Source organism: Stieleria sedimenti (assembly GCF_025060895.1).
GTDB lineage: Bacteria > Planctomycetota > Planctomycetia > Pirellulales > Pirellulaceae > Stieleria > Stieleria sedimenti.
Genome location: NZ_JANZKV010000166.1, coordinates 14,498 through 35,828, shown reverse-complemented (window position 1 = coordinate 35,828; position 21,331 = coordinate 14,498). Strand labels below are relative to the sequence as shown.

4 protein-coding genes are annotated in these 21,331 nt (G+C 58.9%); all 4 read right to left on the bottom strand.

Annotated features, from left to right (window positions below; all coding sequences use genetic code 11):
* Positions 1-373 precede the first annotated feature (373 nt).
* The 4 genes from NZK35_RS20855 to NZK35_RS20840 all read right to left on the bottom strand — a co-directional run bounded on the left by NZK35_RS20855 (position 374) and on the right by NZK35_RS20840 (position 21,215).
* Positions 374-13,900, bottom strand: coding sequence for a putative Ig domain-containing protein (locus NZK35_RS20855; RefSeq protein ID WP_259634462.1), 13,527 nt, complete (start codon positions 13,898-13,900; stop codon positions 374-376).
* 335 nt (positions 13,901-14,235) lie between these two features.
* On the bottom strand, positions 14,236-18,570 hold the full coding sequence (locus NZK35_RS20850; protein WP_259634461.1) for a protein kinase domain-containing protein: 4,335 nt from the start codon (positions 18,568-18,570) through the stop codon (positions 14,236-14,238).
* A gap of 4 nt (positions 18,571-18,574) precedes the next feature.
* Complete coding sequence (locus NZK35_RS20845) at positions 18,575-19,207, bottom strand: sigma-70 family RNA polymerase sigma factor (protein ID WP_259634460.1); 633 nt, start codon at positions 19,205-19,207, stop codon at positions 18,575-18,577.
* Between the two features lie 364 nt (positions 19,208-19,571).
* The gene (locus NZK35_RS20840) at positions 19,572-21,215 is read right to left on the bottom strand and encodes a Glu/Leu/Phe/Val dehydrogenase dimerization domain-containing protein (RefSeq protein WP_259634459.1); all 1,644 of its coding nucleotides are present in this window, start codon (positions 21,213-21,215) and stop codon (positions 19,572-19,574) included.
* Positions 21,216-21,331: the final 116 nt, after the last annotated feature.

The following is a 21,331-nucleotide window of genomic DNA, read 5'->3' as shown; positions in this document are numbered from 1 at the left end:
CATACGCCCGTACCATTCAAACCCGGCCCCCTTGATTCTCTCATCGCGATAAAAAACCCCCTTCCCCTTCGCGTGCGCCGCTTTAAAAACCCCCTTCCCCTTTTAGTGCCCCCGTACCATTCAAACCCGGCCCCTTGTTACCCCCATCGCCATAAAACACCCCCTTCCCCTGTTCTCGCTTCTTCCCCTTTTCTCGCTTAGTGAAGTACGAATAAAAAAACAAAACTCCTGTCCCCGTAGTCCCCGTAGGGCATGCTCCGCATGCCAATCGCCCTCTTTTTTTCCCATCGACGCGACCGCCGCCTCAACAAAGAGGCCTGACCCCGTTGTTTCCTTCTCGCCACAACAAAGAGACCTGACCCCTTTGTTTTCCTTATTGCCCAAGTCGTCTTCGTACGACACCGGATTTCCCTATCACCTTGTTGATTTGTTTGTCTCGTTGACGGAGCTGTGAACTGATGCAGCTCTTATAATTGCTGGAGTTGTAATCGAACGCGGCTTCGCAAGCTTGTAGGGCGCTGTCGAAATTCTTGCCTTTCTCCAATGCATCTAATCCTCGAACGGTGTCTCCAATTTCCTCTTGAGATCCTCCGCTGCTCTTTGTGGGAGACTCGCTGTTTCCTCCAGCCGAGCCACGGTTTTCACCATCCAAATTCTTAAGGCCGTAGTACGCAAGCGAGGCGAGGATGGCAACGTAAGCAAGGTATCTTGCAGGCCACTTTCCTGTTGGATCGACGTAGTTGATAGGATCGTTTTCGACGTATTGATAATCGCTCAGTGACGCCGGACGAACGATAGTGCCTTCGTACCGGTCTCGAGCCACAAATCTTCCGAGTGAACAAACCATATACCTATCTCTCAAGTAGTCCAACCCAATCGTCTCATCCCGCTGCTCACCGGCGAACAGATACACATTTACCGTCTCCCCCGCTTGTCCAATCGTTTGGCCATACGCGTCGTAGATGTATCGGTCGGTGATGACGCCTAACGCATCACTCAATGCCCGTGTGCTACCGAGTCCATCGACGTGGTAGAAGGACTTGCCGGTTTCTTCTTGCCGGTTTTGGGAGATGAGGTCGTGGCCGTGGACGTAGGAGACTTTGATGACTCCGCCGGGTGCGTATTCCTCCAGGACTTGGGCGTAGGGGCGGTTCTTGTCGAGTAGGAAGCGGGTCTCTTCGCCGCTTGTCGTCCTGCTGACTCGCATGCCTTCGTGATCGTACTGATACGTCACATCATCGGTGCCGTCGCCGTCGGTGTCGGCAGCGATCAGTCGGTTGTCGGGATCCCAGCTGTAGAAGACGGTGTCGGTCGGAGACGTCTTGGAGAGTGTGTTGCCGTTGTCGTCGTAGCTGTAACGCGTCTCATCACCGGCGAGGGTTTCGGTCAATAACCGATCGTTGTCGTCGTAGGTGTACGTCGTTGCCCCTTCGGCGGAATCGTCTCGCTCCATTCGGTTGCCGACGATATCGTAGGCATAGTCCACGTTACGGCTGGTCGTTGCGCTGCCGGCGTCAAAGATCGTCTCGCCGGTCAAGCGATACAGTTCGTCGTATTCGTACTCCACCCGGCGCCCGTCATGCTCGATCATCGCCGTCCGGTTACCAACTTCGTCGAGCTCGTACGCGAAACTCGCCAACACTTCGTCGGTCGTCGCGTTGCGGGTGTCCACCAACGTCAATCGGTGCAGGTCATCGTACGTACGGTTTTCAATCGTGTTGTTGGGGAATTCCGTCTGGACCAAGCGGCTCGCCGCGTCGTAGTGATACGTCGTGACCAAGCCCTCGGGATCCGTCACCGTCGCCATGCGGTTTTGCGCGTCGAAGGCGTATCCGGTCACTCGGGGCGGATTCAATCCGACCCGCGTCGTGACGGACGTTCGGTTGCTTGACAAGTCGTAGGTATAGCCGATCGCGGCGCCGTCCGGATCGGTTCGCGAGGCCAGGCGGTCTTGAGCGTCGTAGGAATACGTGGTGGTGCCGCGACCGTCGGTCACCGTCGCCAGTTGGTTGGTCATCGTGTAGCTGTACGCGACATCCGGGAACGCGCCCGGCAAATCTTTGAGCGTCAATCGATCGCGGGCATCGTATTCGAAACCGATCGTGTCGCCGTTGAAGTCGGTCGTGCTGATCACATTACCGACCGCGTTGTAGGTCGTTGATGATCGTTGGCCCAGTGGCAGCACCGTGGCGGTTCGTCGGCCCTGTCCGTCATACTCGAACAACGTTTCGCGGCCTCGCGCGTCGCGCTGGACGACCAAGTTGCCCAGTTCGTCGTATTCGTATTCCGTTCGCGGACGAACGCGGGACCCGCTGATCGGATCATCAACCTCCGGAAGAACCACCGCAGTCAATCGGCCTGCCGCGTCGTATTCATAGTCGGTTCCCAACCCGGCTTGATCGATCCGACTCGCCAATCTGCCCGCATCGTCAAAGACACTCTTGGTGCTGCTGCCATCGACGAAAATGGTTTCCAGGGGACGACCGGCGTCGTCGTATTCGAATCGAGTGACATTGCCGAGCGGGTCAGTCTGCGAGACGCTGCGCCCGGCGATGTCGTACTGCGTCAGTGTCCGTGGATTGTCGGTTGCGTCGCCCGGCGTCCTATCGGGGAAGATGACTTCTAATTGCTGTCCTGCCGCGTCGAGTACAAACTCGGTGCGATTTCCACGTGCGTCAACTGTCGCGATAGTTCTGCCCGCAGCGTCGTACTCTGTCGACGTACGCGGATTGTCCGTCAGGTCGCCTATCGTGTCGTCGGGATAGATCATCGCGATCTCACGCCCCGCCTTGTCGTACACGAACTCCGTTCGTCGTCCGAGTTCATTAATCTCCGCGATCGTTTGCCCCGCCGCGTCGTACTCCGTCCTCGTTCGCGGATTGTCGCTGTCATTGCCAAGCGTGCCATCCGGATAAACCATCTCGACCAACAGCCCGCGATCGTCGTAGACCGATTGAGTCACTCGTCCGAGTGCGTCGATTTCAGCAATTCGATTACCGCCGGCGTCGTACTGTGTTTCAGTCTGCCACATGAGCACACCGTCTTCGTACAGTCGTTGAAACCGCACGCGGCTTTCTGAATCGTACTCGGATGCCGTCACGATCGTCCGTGTCCCAGTGGGCGTGGTTTGTGTACGTGTTTCGGTCAGTTGATTGCCTAGGGCGTCGTAGGTGTGCGTGGTGATATGACCGAGTGCATCGGTCTGTGTCAGTACGTTTCCAGTGCCGTCGTAGGTAAAGCTCTGTGTGTTACCTCCCGGCAGTGACATCGTCAGTGGATTACCCGTGACGTCGTAGGTGAAGCTCGTGACCTGGCCCACCGGATCGGTGATCGAGAGCAGGTTGCCGCTGGCGTCATAGGCGTTGATCGTCGTGTTGCCAAGCGGATCGGTGGTGGTGAGCACGTTACCGAAACTGTCGAAGGTGGTGAGCGTCTGACGTCCCAGCGGATCGATTTCGATGATCAGATTTCCATCCGAGTCGTACTGCATCGTCGTCGTCAACTCAGTGCCGTCGGCGAGCAGCTTGGTCATCGACGTTTCTAACGTGGGGTCATTGGGGTCGTCGTAGGTGTAGCGAGTGATGCCGCCCTCGCCATCGATCTCCGTGACCACATTGCCTCGTATGTCGTACTCATAGGTCGTTTCGTGGCCGAGTTGGTTCTTGACGGTGTCGATGAAGTTGGCCGGATCATGGATCAATTCGATCGACTGGTCGTCGGCGTCAATCATCTTCACCAGTCGTCCCAAGTCGTCGTACTCGCTGCGGATGCCCGTGCGTCCGAGCGGATCGACGATCTCGGTCAGATAGTGTGGCCGCGTGGGCTGTTCGTACTTGAACGTTGTCGTGTTGTTTTCGCGATCGGTGACCGCAACCAAGTCGCCCGCTGTGTCGTATTGATACTCGACACGTTCGCCTGCCGGATCGATAACGGCGCTGATCTGTCCGGCGGCGTTGCGTTCAAACGTGATTTCTTGTCCGGTCGAACTGAACACGCCATCGTCGGTGAACGTCAATGTGTTTCCGTTGCGATCTTTGACGGATGAAAGGTCGCCGCTGTCACCGGCGATTTCGTACTGGATACCTTCCTTGCTGGTCAGGGTGAATCCGCCATGAAACAGCGGCGAGGCCGGGTTAAACGGCAATCCGCTGGTGTAGTCGATCGCTTCGCCGAACGTGCCGGCTCGCAATTGATAGTTGCCAAACGTCAGCGAACTCTCCACACCGGGATCGGGTACGAACTGGCCTCGAAAAATCCCCAGCAGCGCCGCGCCGATTCCCGGTGCCGGCGTCAGACGGAACGTGAACCCTTCGCGTCGTCCGCCGGGGACGGTGACATAGACGCGGGCGCCGTCGTGATACGGGTTGTAAATGAGGTCTTCTTCGGCACCGGTCTTGGCAACGCTGGACCGGAGATCGGTGTCGCGAAATTCCATTCGCCAGCCGAAACCAAAGTCATCGCTGTTTTGGGCGTTGAGTGAATCGTAGGTGCGGGCCAGTACGATTGGTATGCCGGAGACCGGGATCGAGAGGTCGGTGAAGGAAAGCGTGAAGTTGCCGACTTTCAAATCGCCGGTGACCTCGACCAAAATTTGCTCGACGGATGATTTGCCACCGACATCTTCCGCGACAAGCTGCAGCACGTAACTGTCGTTGCTCAACAGCGTTGGATCGAATTGCCCCAGCACGCCGCCCGCAACCGGCTGATCTCCGCTGGCGATCTCGATGAACGATCCACCGACAAAGGGTGCGTACGACAACGTCCATCCGAGCAACGAGTCGTCTGCGACCGTTCCCACCACATCAATCGGTCCGGTAACGAGCTCGCCGTAGTCCGGTGAATCGATGCTCACCACGGGTGCATCAACATCGGCGGGATCGAGAACCAACAGCGTGTCTGTGGCTTGACCGATATTCCCGGCGGCGTCCGTTGCGGTCGCCACAAGGTCAAGCGACCCGGCATCGCTTGTCGGTAGAGTCGCCTTACCGGTGCTGTCCAAGACGATCGGCAACCCGCCGGCCGTCACGCTGATTGTATCGACGCCGACGTCATCCACAGCCGTCACGATCACGTCGACTTGTCCACCAAGGTTGACCGGATTGTCACTGAGCGTGATCAGTACGGTTGGTGCATTGGAGTCGGCCGTGACGTCGAGCGTGTATGCTTCGCGGTCTTCTCCGCCACGGCCGTCGGCCACCACAAGTTCGATCGGGTGAGACCCGATCTGAGCGCTGGTTGGATTCCACTGAATTCGGCCCAGCGAATCGACCGTCATGCCCTCCGGAGCCGACACGAGGCGAAAGCCGACGGGATCCCCGTCCGGCTCGTCCATTTGAACGTCATAGCGATAACGGGCCCCGGCAGACACCGTCGTCACCGCTGTCGATGTGATCTCCGGTGGCTCATTTCGCGCAGCCTCGATCATGAATCGCTGTTGGCCGACACCGCCTTTGGAGTCGCTGACTCCCACGGTGACCCAGTGAGAACCGACTAAGTCGTCGGTAGGCGTCCACTGCAGTTGATCGCCACCGACGAGTTGCATGCCTGTCGGTCCGTCGATGAGTTCAAAGGCGGTTGCATCGCCGTCTGCATCGAAAGCAGTCAATTCGTACGTGTAGGGTTGATCGATCGTGGCGAGCGGCGGCGGAGTCGACGTCATCACCGGCCACGCATTCGGGGCCGCGTTGAGGACTTCGACGATGAAGGGCTGAAACGAAGACGACGTGCCATCGGAAACTTCGACGACGACGAAATTCTGCCTGCCGACTTGATCCGCCGTCGGTGTCCACTGCAGGACACCCCGGTTCGAAATCTGCATCCCGTCCGGGCCGTTGACTTTGTACTCGAACACACTCAAGACCCAGCCGTCGGGATCGTCCGCCTCCACGTGGTACGTCAGCGGATGTCCCACGTACCCGATCGTCGGCGGCGTCGAAGTGATCACCGGCGGGATGTTGTTCGATTGAACCCGGATCGAGTAGGACTGCTTGCCGGTTCCGCCTTGCCCGTCATCGACGACGACGGTGACGGGAAAAAAACCGAGCTGATCATCATCAGGTGTCCAGCGGATGGACCCCGATTCGGTATCGATCGACATGCCGCGCGGTGCGGTCGGAAGCGACCAGACAAGCCCGTCGCCGTCCGGGTCGAAGCCGCGCGGATCATAGACATAGTCCTCTCCGAGTGTCAGCAGTTGCCTGGGATTGGAAATGATCTCGGGCGGGTCGTTGACTAAATCAGTCTGGACGTTGATCACAAATTCTTGCCGGGCGACTCCGCCCCGCCCGTCGTCGACACGCAAGACGACATCGTGAAGTCCGAATTGGGTTCGCGCCGACACCCACTGCACCAGTCCGTTCGCGCTGAGACTCATCCCCGCCGGCGCCGTTTCCAGCACGTAGTCAAGCGGATCCCCGTTTGCGTCTTCCGCCGCGACCCGATAGCGATAGTTCTGGCCGATCACGGCAATTTCGCGCGGCGTGGATCGGATTTGCGGCGGCACATTGGGAGCATCCGCGACGACGTCTAAGGTGTAGCTTTGCGTCGCGATGCCTCCACGTCCGTCGGCTGCCGTCAGGGTGACCTCGTGGGTTCCCAGTGTCGGCGCAGACCAATCCAGCACACCGGTGCCCAAGTTGATCGTCATCCCGGGAATCGTGGATTGGAGCTGATAAGCGATCGTGTCTTCGTCAGCGTCTTGGGCCGCGACGGCATACCGATAGGGAAGTCCGGCGACGGCTTGCAAAGGCGCCGAGCTGGTGATCACGGGCGGCGTGTTGTCCGTGACGTTCAACTGAAATTTCTGCAAGTCGACGCCTCCGCGACCGTCGGAAACCCGCAGGATCGCGTCATGTGATCCGACTTGCTGTGCGTCTGGCGTCCATCGCACCAAACCGGTCGACGATGAAATCACCATCCCGGTTGGATGGACAGACAAACGATACGTCAGCGGATCATTGGTCGGGTCGGCGGCGGTGGCCTGATAGTGCCAACCGTCACCCAGGCTGACCGATTCGACAGGCGTACTGGTGAACTGTGGTGGCAAGTTTGCGTCGATGGGGACATGCAGGTTCCCGAAATCGACTCCCTCGACCGGGTCTGATGTAGCGATCTCGACGCGATGAACGTCTCCGCTTGGAGCAGTTTGTTGCCACCCTGTTCGTTGCTCTTCGCGGACGACGTATTGCCCTGGTGGAAGGCCGTAGAATTGATATTGCCCGACGGCATCGGTCGTCGTGACTGGTTCTTGGTCGTCGAGGACGCCGTTGTCATTGTCGTCCAGATAAATCGTCCAACCGATCAAACCGGGCTCGTGATTGGTGGACAAGTCACGCAGGCCGTCCCCGTCTAGATCGTGGAATTTCACTCCGGAAATCGACCCGCCGTCGATCATCGACAAGGTATAGGCCTGTTGGTCGAACGATCCGAATTCATCTCGAGCGTGGACGACCACCGAATGATCGCCCGGCGTCAGCGAAGATGCATCCCACGTGATCAGGCCGCTGGACGGGTCAATCATCATCTCCGCCGGTGCCTGTTCGAGTAAGTAGACGACGTCGTCGCCCTCCGGATCGGTCGCGTCGACGTTATAGCTGTAGGCTCGGCCAGTCGCGATCTCGTCGACCGGAATGGACAGTATGACGGGCGCGAAGTTTTCGGGTTTCGACCGCACGTTCAGTGTGAAGTCTTGGACTGTCACTCCTCCGTTTCCGTCGTCAGCGATCACCGAAACTCCCACCGGTCCGAACTGCTCGATCGGCGGAATCCACTCGATCAGCCCACTGTCGGGATCGATTTCCATACCCGTCGGAATCGACAAGCTCGTTGTCAGACGCACATTATCAAAGATGCTCTGGCTGCCATCGGAGACGAGACGAATCTCAAGCGGAAGACCAAGATATGGATCATCGGATTCGGCCAAGTAGTCCACGGTCAGCGTTTCGAACGTTGCATCAGCGGGCATGACGGAATCGTCTTCCACCAACAGATTCCCTCCGGCCCACAATTGGACAGCATAGCCGGGAATTCCAAAACCGCTGCGGTGACCGATGTCGACTTGCAACGTGTACCGTGTGTTTGCCTGCAGCGAAGCGGCCAGGACCTGAGAGAACGAACCGCCCGCGTGGAAGGCGACATTGTTGCCTTCGGAAGCCAGGCCACCCGTGAAATCACCGCTCCTCGGATTGAAGGGGCCTCCGGCGCCGACCACGCTCCAATCGGTGAGCGTGCCGTTGCGAAACCCGCCGTCACCGAGCACCTGTGCTTCGAATCCAGAATTCAGAATCGGGATGGAGCCCATGATGTCGCGAGAATCGGGTGCCGGCAACGTTTGCACGGAAAAGGTCACCGAATCATTGTCCGGATCGGAGGCTTCGACTTGGTAGCGATAGGTTTGACCGACACTGGAGTCAACGAGGGGAATGGAATCAATTTGCGGCGGTCGATTCGGTGGTGTGTTGTCGACGGACAGGAGAAACCGTTGCCGGGTCGATCCACCGCGTCCGTCTTCCACGCCGACGGTCATGACGTGAGTCGCCAAATCAGCGCCGGTCGGCGTCCACGTGACGACACCAGTCGACGCGTCGATTGCTGCCGTCGACGGCCCGGAGAGCAGGCTGTACTGGAGTGTGTTTCTTTCGGGATCCACCGCGTCCACGTCGTAGCGGTAGGGTCGACCGATGGACGCCTTGACAACGGGAGTTGTCAGGATTTCCGGGGCTTCATTCGGCTTGCCCAGGACGACCAGGTCATAGGTAAAGGTCGACTGGTTCGGATCATAAAACGAAATCGTTCGCCCGGCGGATGATTCGCCCGGTTCAAGCATGCCATCGGCAACATGCGAAGAGAGATCGAAAAACGGAACGCCGTCGGCGGTCCGACCGTCGAATCCACGCACTCGGACGGAAGGATCGCTCAGGTTGGTGATTCCGACGATCAGCGGAACATCGACCGGGTAGTCGCCGTCGTTTTCAATCGCCAGATCGACGTACAGCAATTTCGTTCGCGCGTTGTACGTCGTCTTTCCATAACGGCCGATCAAGCTGCCGGAGACGTCGGACACGACGTCAAAGATCGGGTCGGGCTGTCCCGATGACACACCGGTGACCAACAGAGTTTCGGTATCCGATTGACCGAAAGCGTCGTAGGCCGTGAAGGTAAACGTGTTTTGTCCGGGTTCGATCGTCACGCCTGCGAAGAAGTTTCCGCTGGGGTCCAGGGCATCGACCGGTCCATCATTGACGGTAACGTGCGTGATCGGTCCTCCGTCGGCGTGCGAAAACGCCGTTCCCGTAACCAGGATCGAGTCGCCTGCGGTGACCGTTCCTCCCGATTCCGGACTGACGATCGTGATCGTCGGAGGTGCAAGAAACGCCCACTGCAACTCGATCGAGTCGTTAACTTGACCAACGGACGCCCGGACTTGATCGAGTCCGGGTAAAGCGCCGATGTAGGTGAACGTCGCGATTCCGTTTTCGTCCGTGTAGGCGTGTCCGACCGCTTCAGTGCGTCCTTCGATGACGAGGTCGACGCGCACACCGGGAAGTGGGTTTTGAATTTCATCCAACACGACCGATCGCAAAACGGCTTCGCGACCGACCGAATTGAGAGTCGCATCGGTGGAGAGCAACACGGAGTCCACCGAGGCGATGGGCGCCAGCCCACCGCCTGATCCGTAGAAAAACGCAGAAGGTTGGACCTCTGAATCAAACGTGCCGCGAAAGTAGACGGCGGCAGAAAACGGCACGGCTGCCGTCACAAAATGGTCCCCCGATTCGACCTCGAGTGGAACCGAAACAAATCCGCTGTCTCCGATCGGTTCGAAGATCCCGGCCGGCACCGGCTCACCGTCAATCGTCAGTGTTCCAACTGCGGCCGACGGGGCGACGATGCCCAGATTCTGTATGGGGATCGAGTTCCATTCGTGAGTCGGCATGACAATGCGGTGCGTGTCGACGTATTGCTCAACCGGCGTCAGAACGAGCGTCGAGACTGCACCCGAAAATGGTTCGTTTGGCGGGACGTGAGTTAATTGGCCGACGAGCACTGGGTTGGTCGACGTGATTTCGACGGTGTCCGAAAGTTCTTGCTGATGCAGTTCTCCGGAATCCAGCGTGGCAACCTTTTGCCTATCGATAAAAACGTCGGTCTCGTCTTCGGCAGCGAGCACCCGGATCGTATAGGGGGCATCGAACGCCGGAATTGGTTGCGTGAAATAATGACTTCCCCAGGTGTTGACCGGAGGCATCTGCTCGATGAGCTCCCCAGAGTTTCCCGCAGTGACGAATATCGGTTTGTCTGATTGAATCGTCGTGCCTGTCAGATCATCTAATGTGACAATCGTGGAGTTGACGTCATAATTAACGGTTGCAGAGAGGTCATCACCCTTGTTAAAGGTCATTGTCACAGGGACCCCGGCGGGCAACGTTCGGTTGGGAACGTCGTGCCTGAGTGACGCATTGAAGGCCGTATGACCGGAGGTGTCTGCGAGGGTTTCTCGTGTTGTTATCGTGACCGACGTGTCATCCGCGATTGCGTTGATTTCGAATCGGCTATACGAACGGCAAGGACAGTTGTCCTCATCGGGCCAGCTGAGAATCATGTAGTCCGTGCCGAGTGCTTCGGTCGGAATGACCGCTGTCGCTTTGCCGAAAATCGCATCAAGTGCAACAACAGAGACGTCACCGGAGGTCGTGATCCGAGCGTGACCGGATTGCGTCGCAACGATCTTCGTCGGATTGCCCGGGGAAACTGAGAATGTTTCTGTGTACCCAGGTACGGAGACGGATCCAGCTTGCCATGGCAACATTTCAAACGTTCCCGTCACTTCGTAATCGCTTGAAATCAGAAACGTCCCCCAGTCCGAGCTGCGCGTCGCGAACCAGAAATCAGTTCCGGAATAGTCCAGGCGATTAGAGGTTACAGCTGACCCAACGACCTCCGTCACCGTCACCGGCGAGCCACTTATCTCGACCGGTTGCGCCGAATCGTTACTCTCGATTCCACCGTTAGCCGCGTCGCCAATAACGTCAAAGGAACCGGTGAACAATTGCGCGGGGCCAATCAACGTCGTGGGGGTGACGGACGCTGCCTGTCCTGCAACCGTAGCTGACGAAACAATGGCTGCAGTCTTCTCGAAAACAGTCGTGCCAACCGGTGTTCCCAGTGATCTACTGAAAATTCCGTCGGACGATACCGCAACCGACGTCGTCGTGTCATCGTCATTGTTCACGAGTCGGGCGACGAGCGTCGCGGTTGTACCCGCCGCGATATGTGTCAAATCAATCTTGACGGTTTCGCCTTCGTGCAACGTGTTGACGCCGAGCGCCGGGGATTCGCCTTCGGTCCAATTGAAGGCCGCATCGGCTGAACCCGCGATCGCATGAACGAGCGAGTTCCCCTGGTCATCGACCAGAGCGATCTCGAACGCGTCGTTGATGAATTCGTCCGCTTGATCAAAGTGCAGGTCGCTATACGTCAGTTGGACATAAGAGGGTTGATCGGGAACGGTGATCGGAAACTCCTTGGAGACCGTGAAGTCCGTGCGTTCGACCAGTTCGGTGACTTCAACGGTTCGGACGAAATCTTCGCCCACTACGGCGGAATTTTCGACCGAATCCGTCAGTCGAACCTCCACTCGGTTTCCGCCCAGTCCCAGCGGAACAGCGGCAAACGAGAATCTTCCATTCGTATCAGCCTGGGTCGCGCGGCCGTCGGCCAACAACACGACCGTCACGCCCGGTTCCGTCTGGCCTTCGACGGTGACGACGTCCAAATGAGTCACACCGTCACCGATCACGCCGGTATCGGATGCGGCGGCCAACGACAAAATGGCATCGGGAGCCGCGGTGTCCAGCGTCATTGAAACACTGACCAGCTCTGACACATTCCCCGCCCGGTCGGTCACCTGAACTTCGACCGTGTGCGGACCGTCGTTGCTGCCATCGACAGCAAACATCGTCGGAAAACTGAAATTCCCCGCGTCATCCAGCGTGATGGCAAAGAACTCTCCGTGGTCGAACCTCGCCCGCGCCGATTGGAGTCCCACGCCCACGTCCAACGCCTGCCCCGTCACGGAAACGTTGCTGGCCGTGAGCAATCCGTCGGCGGGCGCGGTGATGGCGACGACGGGTGAAACGGTGTCGAGTGTGAAGTTGACGGATTGAAACCCGGACACGTTTCCGGCCAAGTCCGTCGCACGCAAGGCATAGGTGTGCGGGCCGTCGTCGGTCGCGCCGCCGACGAGGGCGCTGTTGAAATTGAAGACGCCCGCCGCATCAAATCCGATGGAAAGCAGGTCGCCATCGTCCAACTTTCCTTCCAGCGAAACGATCTCGGATCCGTCATCGGTGGCCTGCCCGGAAACCGTCACGCTGGTGTTGGTGATCGTGCCGTCGATCGGGGAAGCGATGTCCAGATTGGGAGCGTTCGAATCGAGCGTGATCGCGATCGATTGACGGCTTTCATTGCCATGCTCGTCGACCGCAACGACACGAACACTGAATTCGCCGTCGGGAATCGGACCAGCATTCAGTGTCGAAAGCAGCGTCGAATCGAATAAGATGCTGCCGTCGGCTTCCAGATGCGACGCTACATCCAGCAGCGAACCGGGAGCGACGCGGTCGATAGCGGCTTGGATCGACACGAGGCCGCTTTCGTCGGAGATTTGCCCGGCGACCTGGCCGTTGCGGGTGATGTGGTCGGTGCTGCTGACGCCCGTGTCGTCAATCAAGGAGAGGCCGATCAAGGGCGGCGTGTTATCGGCGGAAACGCGAGTGACTTCCAGATTAGTTTGGTTCGAGTTTCCGACCAGGTCGACTGCAATCGCTGTGAAAAGGTTGCTTCCGAGCTGAAGGGTCTGTCCGCTGAACCGGTATTTCCCATCGGGGTCCGCGGTCGTCGAATCGACGGCGGTTGCCAAGTCGCCGTTTCGGTACAGCTGCACCGTCTGCCCCGGCTCCGTCATCCCCTCAACGGTGGCTGATTCGAAGGTCGTTTGCAGGTCACCGACCGGATCGCTGTCCGAGTCGGCCGCGAGCGACAGCGACAATGCCGGAGCGGTGGTGTCCAGAACGACATCGAGCACGACCGAAGCAGATTGCCCGAAGCTGTCACTGGCGTAAACGCTGATCTGATTGATGCCTTCGGTCAACGTGACCGGAGTCGCAAATCCACCGGCCGCGTCGACGGATAGATTGACGTCGATCGCTGGATCAGAGTCAAAGTCGACATGAATGTTGGCGCCTGGGTTCGTCAGACCCGAGACGCTCTGGGCACCCACTGCGGTCACCGGCGTGCCATCGGGAAGCGATTGTTGAGCCACCGGATCGAGATCTGCCGTCAGAGTCAGCGGCTCAATCGACGTGCTGACGCCGTAGTTGCGCAGCAGATGAGCGGTGTCGAACGATGTCAGCAATCCGTCCAGATTGACATCGGCTTCGATTTTGTAGGACGTGGAACGCAGCAACCGGATCAGGTCATAGCGGTCGCTGATTTGAACGGCGCCATCGCCATTGAGGTCCCCGGCCAGGAACACCGAAACATCAAACGCCCCAGACGTCCCGTTCTGTGCGGCGACTTCCAGCGTGTAGTCGCCGGGCATGAGTTCGGCAACAACCAGACTGGATACGCTCGCCGAAAGATCATTGTTGGCGAAGTTCAATGCGTGATAGGTGCCGCCGGAATCGCGGATGCTTGCCGCCGCAGGATCAAGACCTCCGCTTCCAACCGCGTCCACCTTGAATCCGAGTGCTTGAGTTCCCCGGGCACTGAGAAAGTTATCGGAGTTGATCTGGAATGGGATTTCCGAACGGCTGGATGACTCTCCAATCTCGCCGTACAGATGGGCAAACACATTGACGGGATCCGCATCGAGAACAATCCGGGGTTCCAACGACTGCATCAACGATCGACGTGTCTTTCGTTTCCGGTCGTCACGCCGACTACGCCGTAAGAATAGACGCTTCGATTTGCGTGGGAGAATTTTTTGCGGCATCGATCGAGAATCTCCGGCATCGAGCATGCCGACGTGCTTGGAATCCCATAGCGCACCGGACCGCTGGAATGAAATGGCCCCAAGACTGGTCCGGGAAAAGCGACCCGGAACGTCACCGGAAAAAGGTCACGTTTTGTCAGATGGTGCAAGAATTAGTGGGAGAGGCTTCCAGAACCAGTGGGAGAGGCTTCCAGCCTGTCGTCGTCGGAAATGACAGGCTGGAAGCCTATCCCAGTGCCGCGTTATGGCCGCGAGGCCGCGTCGAAGACGTGGACGTGGCCGTCGGAGGTGAGGGCGACCAGGACGCGGCCGCTGGCATCGAAGGAGAGTTTGTCGATTCCGAAATCTAGATCGGCAAGCGTGTAGAGTTCCTGGCCCGTCGCCAGATGCCACAACTTGATCACGCCGTCGGCGTCACCGGACACGAGGGTTCCCCCATCGGGCGCGAACGTCACACGGCCGATCGACGCGGCGTGCCCCCGGAGCGTGTTCAGCAATTGACCCGTTTCCGGATTCCAGATCCGCAACTTGCGATCTTCACAGGCCGTTACCAGCAAACGATCGTCGGGTGAAAACGCCAACCCGTTCACCGTCAGCGAATGGTCGCTGAATCGTTTGACTTCGCGGAAAGGCGCGACCGAGACCAACACCACCTCGCGGCCATCACAGTACGCCAGCCATCGCCCATCGGTCGAAAATGCCAAGTCGTCGCAATCATCCGCCGACACGGACAACGTCGATTGCCACGTTGCGGTGTCAAAGACCTTGACGACGTTTCCCCGCCGACTGCAGGCGGCCAACCATCGGCCATCCGGCGACCGGGTCATCGCCGTCACGCCGGAATCGATTTCCATCGCCTGGATGACGTGATTCGGCGGGCCCTGCCTTGGATCCCAGATGCGGATGGAACCGTCACGGTGCCCGGTCACCAGCTGACCGCTTTTGGGCGTCATCGCGACCGACTCAAAGGCAAATCCCATGGTATTGGGCCCGGAGTTTCCCCACCATCGATAATGATGCCGCAGGTTTCCTTCTGGCCATTGGTAAATCAGACTGCGTCCGATCTCGGCGATTCCGAGCGTCTTGCGATCGTCTGACCAAGTGAAGTCATCGACGCGAAAGTCGACGTGGCGGCGTCGCGAAAGCCATTGCCAGCGGTCGACCGGTTGGGACCAGCGGCGGAGCGTTCCGTCGCGGCTGGCGGTCATCATTTGTGCTGCGTCGCCCCTGACCGACAACGCCCAAATCCGATCGGTGTGGCCTTGCAGCAGATCGTTCTTTTCGGAGGTGACATCGAGCCGGTCGAGGTCCAGCACTTCGACTCGGACGCCTCGAACGTTGCTGAGAAACAGCCGATGTTTCCGGGAGACTTCCGTTTGCGCTGCGTCCTGATTGACCGCAAGCGTTTCGATGAAGCCGTCCGGTGCCAAATGAAAGAGGAAATCTTGCAACCCCTGTGCGGTCAACGCGAGCGTGGTTCCCCGGTCGTACCAACTGACGCTGCTGCAGTGGCGCTCGCCGAGATCCAGTTCCCGCCACCGCAAGGTCTGCTCGTCTCGAACGGCGACCGCACCATCGGTTCCGCACGTCGCGATCCCGCTTCCGTCGGGCGAGGGGGCCAGGTCAATGATTTGATCGTGGGGATGGTCGATCGCTTCGGCGACTTTCCCGTCCGGCCAATCCCAACGGATGATCGGCCCCGTGAGAGCCCAGCCGAGCAACTGACTGCCGTCATGGGAGAATCGCAGACCCGTGATCGCTTGGATCGGCGAATCGAATCCGCGCAAAAGCTTCCCCGATTCCGCGTCATACGATTGAATCGATCCGTTCCTGCCCACGGCGAGGGTCTTTCCGTCAGACGCGAAACAGCCGGGGGCGCCCACGGGTATCTCCAGCATGAGCGGCGGTTGCAGATCATCGCCCCAATTCGCGGGGAGCCTCACGATTCGATCCACGCAAAACAGACGCGATCCGTCCGGCGAAAACGCCAATTGTTCACGTTCGGCAATCGGGATTTGAACCGCGATGTCGTTCAGTAGGACGCGCGTCCGTTGGGACGCCAGATCGCGTAGGATCAAATCGCCATCCTCTGTCAGCCCTGCCCATGATTTTCCATCGGGCGACAGTTGGACCGACAGGAATCTCCAGAATCCATCGTTCTGGAATCGGTCAACAGGTTTTCTGCCACGAATCCGCCAAATCCGCAGATTTCCGCCTCGGTCACCGGCAACGATTCCGCCATCGGCGAGGACCGCGAGCGTTTGAACGCCGTCGCGGTGCTGGCGGACGACGCAGACTTCCTCGCCGGTGGTGTGATTCCAAAACCGAATCGTGTGGTCGTTACTTCCGCTGATCAGGTAACGCCCGTCAGACGTAAACGCAGTGCAAAGCACCATCCCGGTGTGGCCTCGTAGCGTTCGAATCGACTTGCCGGTCGCGACACGCCAGATTCGAACGTCGCGGTCGTTGCTTCCCGACGCGATCGTCGCATCATCGGCAGCGAACTCGACCGTGCGGACATCGCGACTGTGCCCGACCAACACCGCCTGTTGCGTCATGGTGATCGGATCCCAAAGCCGAACGTTGCCATCGCCACCGCCGCTTGCCAACGCCATCCCGTCGTGCGAATAGCGGAGGGCGAACACGGATTTTCCTTCATGCCCCGATTCGATCACGTCGATTGCTTGTCCGTTTTCCACGTCCCAGATGCGGATGGTGCCGTCTTCACCGCAACTCGCCAAACGCTGATCTTTAACGTCCAGATCCAACGACTGAACCGGGCCGTGGTGCCCATCCAGTATCAGAGGTGATCCGGATTCTCGCATCAAGCGAATCGTCCCCTCGGCGTCGCCGATCGCGATCAGATTGCCGTCGCGTGAAACGGCCGATGCGGTCAGTTCTCGATCGGATTGGAACACCACGTTGTCGGGCGGCAACAACAACGAGTCCAGAAAGTGCCACTCGAACCCTCGCAATCCCGGCTGCGATTGATAGGCCGGGTTGGAACGCAACAGGGCCGCCGCACCCGCGCCGTCACCGTCACGCCAGGCTTTAGCAGCCAGCCCGAGACCACGGACATACAGCAGTCGCTCACGGCGGTCGATCGCTTTTTCCGCTTTGGCTCGATTCAACTCGGATTGTCTAAAGTTTTCAGTGGCCCGAGACAAAGCGACCTGAGTCTTGGCCGACTGCCGAACGATCAGCACGCTGCCGATCGTCCACGCCAGTGCGATCACGGACAACATTGCGAATGAGGATCTGACGATTGCCGGATGACGTCGCCCCCATTTACGGATGCGGGCGAGGCTGGAGGGGCGTCGTGCGGCGATCGGGCGATCTTCCAAATAACAGCGCAAGTCGTCCGCCATCGCTCGCGCGTCTTGATAGCGGGCATCGCGATCTTTTTCCATCGCCTTCATCACGATCGTTTCAAGGTCGCCCGGAATGCGAGGGTTCCATTTGGATGGCGGGACGGGATCGACACTGATGATCTTGCGAAGCAGTTCCTGTCGGTTGTCTCCGACGAAGGCAGGTCGACGCGTCAGCAGTTCATAGAGCGTCGCGCCGAGCGAATACACGTCACAGCGATGGTCGACCGCGGAACGTTTCGACGTCGCCTGCTCGGGACTCATGTAGCGAAGTGTGCCGACCAGGTCGCCGGTCATCGTTAACTCGGAATCTTGTTCAATGCGTGCCAGCCCGAAATCGGTGATCCACAACTTGCCCTCGCTGTCCAACAGCAAGTTGCCCGGTTTGATGTCCCGGTGAATCACTCCACTTTGATGGGCATGCTCAATCGCCTCGGCGGCCTGGATCCCTAGATTGGCCATCGATCGAAAGTGTTGCCGCGCGTCGGTCGCGGATTCAGAACCACTTGTGGACTCGCTGCGGGCTCGACTCGAAGGTTCGGATGGTTGGCCGTCGGGCGAATGATGTAAAGTGTCGGCTTCTTCGGCAGCCCCCGAGCCGCCGATCGAACCGGATTGCCTGGTCGACGCGAGCCGAACCTCCCTCAGTACCAGGGCCAGACTGGTGCCATCGATGTACTGCATCGCGTAGTAGTGCACGCCGCGATCGCAGCCGACCGAATAGACGGGAACGATTCCGGTGTGGTGCAGTCCGGCGGCCGCCTGAGCTTCGACCCTGAATCGGGCCAACTGACGTTCGCTCGAAATCGCTGCGAACGGAAGCACCTTGAGTGCGACCCGCCGATCCAATGAGATCTCGTTGGCTTCGTAAACGATCCCCATCCCGCCGCGGCCGATTTCACGAACGATCTGGAAGTCGCCCAATTGTTTGAACAGCACCGCGTCGTCCGAGTCGCCAAGATTCGCACTGAGGTCGGCATAGTTTGTCAACAGGTCATCAGTCGTGATATCTTTCACTTCACCGAGATACCGCAGCGTCGGGATCAGCTGTTCGATCCGGTCGGCATGCTTGGGAAAACGGCGAACGTACTCAGCGGTGTCAATGTTCTCCCCGGATCGCAGTTGATCGATGATTTCATCGACAAGATCCGCGAGATCCGATTCGGAGTCCGATGCGTCGGCCGATGAACCCATGGATGAATCTGACACTCCCTTAGGGACCTCGAAACGACGAGGCAGATCCTGAATCGTCACGGTGAAGGATACTTCGCAAACGCTCCACGCCGCGCAATTGGCGCATTTTCACCGCGCTTTCGCTCAACCCGCAGGCGACCGCAATTTCCGCCACTTTCATTTGTTCGAGGTGCCGCATGACCAAGATCTCACGTTGCTGATCGGGCAATTGATCGAGGGCTTGATGGAGACGCTGCAGCATTTCCTTCTTGATCGCGCCCTCGATCAAACCGCCGGTTGCCCCGCCAAGCTGGATCGCCATGCGTGCCATCGAGTCCTGGGAGAGCCCCCAAACCTGCTCACGCAATACCGAACGTTTCTTCGTGCTGACATGCCGCTCGTAGAGTTCCGACAGACGATCTCTGGCGATCTGTCGAAGCCAAACATAAAACGGAACGCTCGCTTTTTCGAATTCCGTTAATCGCTGTGCGGCGCGCAAGAGTGTGTCTTGAACCACGTCCGAGGCGTCAAGCCGTCCCGCCAATCGGCTATCCAAATGCACCTTCACCATCAAATTCAGCCGGTCTCGGTACTTCGACAGAAGCCGTTCGACCGCATGACGCTCGCCCTCGCTGGCTCTGCGAAGAAGGCTGGTGACACTTGAGTCGGACACGGTCGACATTGCTCTGACGCATTGCGGGCAGTGAGAACAGACAACAGGACGCTGTTCACACTACCGAATATAGCCACAGCACCACCGGAAGTGGGCTGCCGAATTTGGGTGGAATTGAAAGATTGCTGCAATGCGCCACGTCGGACAAGCTGGAGGACTCGCAGACGGGGAGGGCGATTTTGGAGGCAGGGACCATGGAGTCGCCGCGCGCCTCTGATGGCACGGGCAGACGTGTTGGTGTCTGGGCGTTAGCCGATTCTCCGGCACACGCCGGACGCCCAAGGCGTCATGGGGATGCGCCTGAAGGCTGTACACCAACACGTATGCCGCGCGCCATCGGCCGACGACGCGATCACCCGGCGTGCTAGGGAAACAGGCCGCGGGCTAATTTGGCTTGCTCGACACGCTGGATGCCTTCGATCAGTGCGGCGGTTCTCAAGTCGATGCTCTGGCGTGCCGAGCGGTCGAGCGCGCGGCGGAACGCGTCGACCAGGATCGTGTGCAGCCGGCCATTGATCTCGTCCAGCGTCCACGTGTAGTTCTGTGTCCCCTGCACCCATTCAAAGTACGACACGGTGACTCCGCCGGCGTTGCCGACGATGTCCGGCAGCACAAAGATATCTCGATCGTGCAAGATTTCGTCGGCCTCCAACGTGGTCGGGCCGTTGGCGCCCTCGGCAAGGATCTTGCACTGGATGCGATCGGCGTTGGCCTGCGTGATCTGATTCTGCATCGCCGCCGGAGCCAGAATGTCACAGGGCAACTCGAGCATCGCTTCGTTGCTGATCGCTTCACCATCCGGGTAGCCGGCCAGCACTCGGTTCTCGCGGGTGTAGGCGAGCAGCGACGACACGGAGAGACCGTGTGGATTGTAGACTCCGCCGGTGACATCGCTGACCGCGATCACCCGCGCCCCCAATTCCTCCAAGAACCGCGCGGCGTTGCTGCCGACGTTGCCGAACCCCTGCACGACGACCGTGCTGCCGTTGAGATTCAGCTCCAGGTGCTCGGCCGCTGCAGCGATCAGATACACGAGTCCACGCCCGGTCGCTTCGCTGCGGCCTTGGGATCCACCGAGGACAACCGGTTTGCCGGTGACGACGGTGGGGACGGTGTAGCCGATCTGCTGGCTATACGTATCCATCATCCACGCCATCTCACGCTCGCTGGTGCCCATGTCGGGAGCCGGAATGTCTTTGTCCGGGCCGATCATGTCCAGGATTTCGGTGGTGAAGCGGCGCGTCAATCGTTGCAGTTCGTGGCCGGTCAAAATCGTCGGGTCGATGCGGACTCCTCCCTTGGCCCCGCCGAACGGCAACCTCATCAAGGCGCACTTCCAGGTCATCCACATCGCCAACGCCGAGACCTCGCCCAAGTTGACGTCTTCGTGATACCGGATGCCTCCTTTGGTCGGGCCCATGGTCAGCAGATGTTGCACGCGATAACCAAACACCGTTTCGACTTCCTGGTAATCATCGCGTCGGAAGGGAAACGTGACGGTCAGGGTTCGCTGCGGGAACAGTAGCCGCTCGCGCAAATTGTCATCGAGTCCTACGATTTGTGCGGCCTTCAAGAACTGCTGTTTGGCCAACTGATACATGGGAGATTGCCACTCCGCCTGCTCCGCCGTGGTGCGTTGAATGGCGTATCGAAGCGCCCGCGCGAGTCGATTGGCATCGATTTTCCCTTTGACCAGATAAGCCTCCGCACCTTCTTCCACCGCTTTGGCGGCGAGGGTCAGGTCATCGCTGCTGGTCAGCACGACCACGGGAACATCACCGGCGGCGAGGGACACTCGGAGGAACGTGTCCAGTCCCTGGCTATCCGGCAGCGTTAGATCCGAGAGGATCACGTCAAACGAGCCACGCGAAATGGCGGCAAGTGCCTCGGCTAGTGTTTCGACCGTCTCGACATCAAACGGGACGCCGACGGCCTTGGCCAACAGCCCCTTGATCACCATGCGGTCGACTTGGCTGTCTTCTATCAGCAAAACCTTGGCAGAAGCCATCGGAGCACTCCTTAATCGAAAGCACCGCTGAGAAGGGATTCAGCAACCGTTGGTGTCTAGCCTTTAGGCGACTACCTGTCGCTGCGACGCAGCGAAAGTGGGCGGCTAAAGCCCAA